General features: G+C 63.4%; 1 protein-coding gene. It reads left to right on the top strand.

The window, feature by feature from the left end; genetic code table 11:
* Positions 1-41: 41 nt before the first annotated feature.
* A partial coding sequence (locus AWU74_RS07845; protein WP_162505065.1) for a GGDEF domain-containing protein occupies positions 42-519 on the top strand: 478 nt, incomplete at its 3' end.

The following is a 519-nucleotide window of genomic DNA, read 5'->3' as shown; positions in this document are numbered from 1 at the left end:
GTATACCTTAGGCCCCCCTTGGGGCGAGGCGCGGTGGCGGAATGGCCTGCGTGGCGGTGCTGGCGGTCGGTGTTGCGTGGGGGCTAAGGCACGAACCACTGTCCCACCGGGGACCCAAGTCGGAGGCGGTGCTGAGCCTCAACCTGCTGCTCTGCTTCGCGGTAATCATCGGGGAACTGTTCCTCACGAGCGCGTTCGAGCGCCTCAGACAGGATCAGATAAAGACGCTCGAAACGCGCGCCTATACCGACGCGCTCACCGGACTGTACAACCGCCGCTACGCCGACCGCTTCTTTCGGGAGCTCGCCATTCGCCGCCCGTCCCGCGACTGCATAGCAATGGTGGACATAGACGACTTTAAGCAAATCAACGACCGGCACGGACACCCTATGGGCGACGCCGTACTGAAGGATATCGCGGGCGTATTTACGCGGAGTCTGCGCTGGGACGACACCGTAATCCGCTGGGGCGGCGAGGAGTTCCTCCTCGTGCTGCACGACGTGGAGCTTGTCGTGGCAA

It is taken from the genome of Treponema endosymbiont of Eucomonympha sp., assembly GCF_001028545.1.
This window is presented reverse-complemented; position numbering and strand designations above follow the sequence as displayed.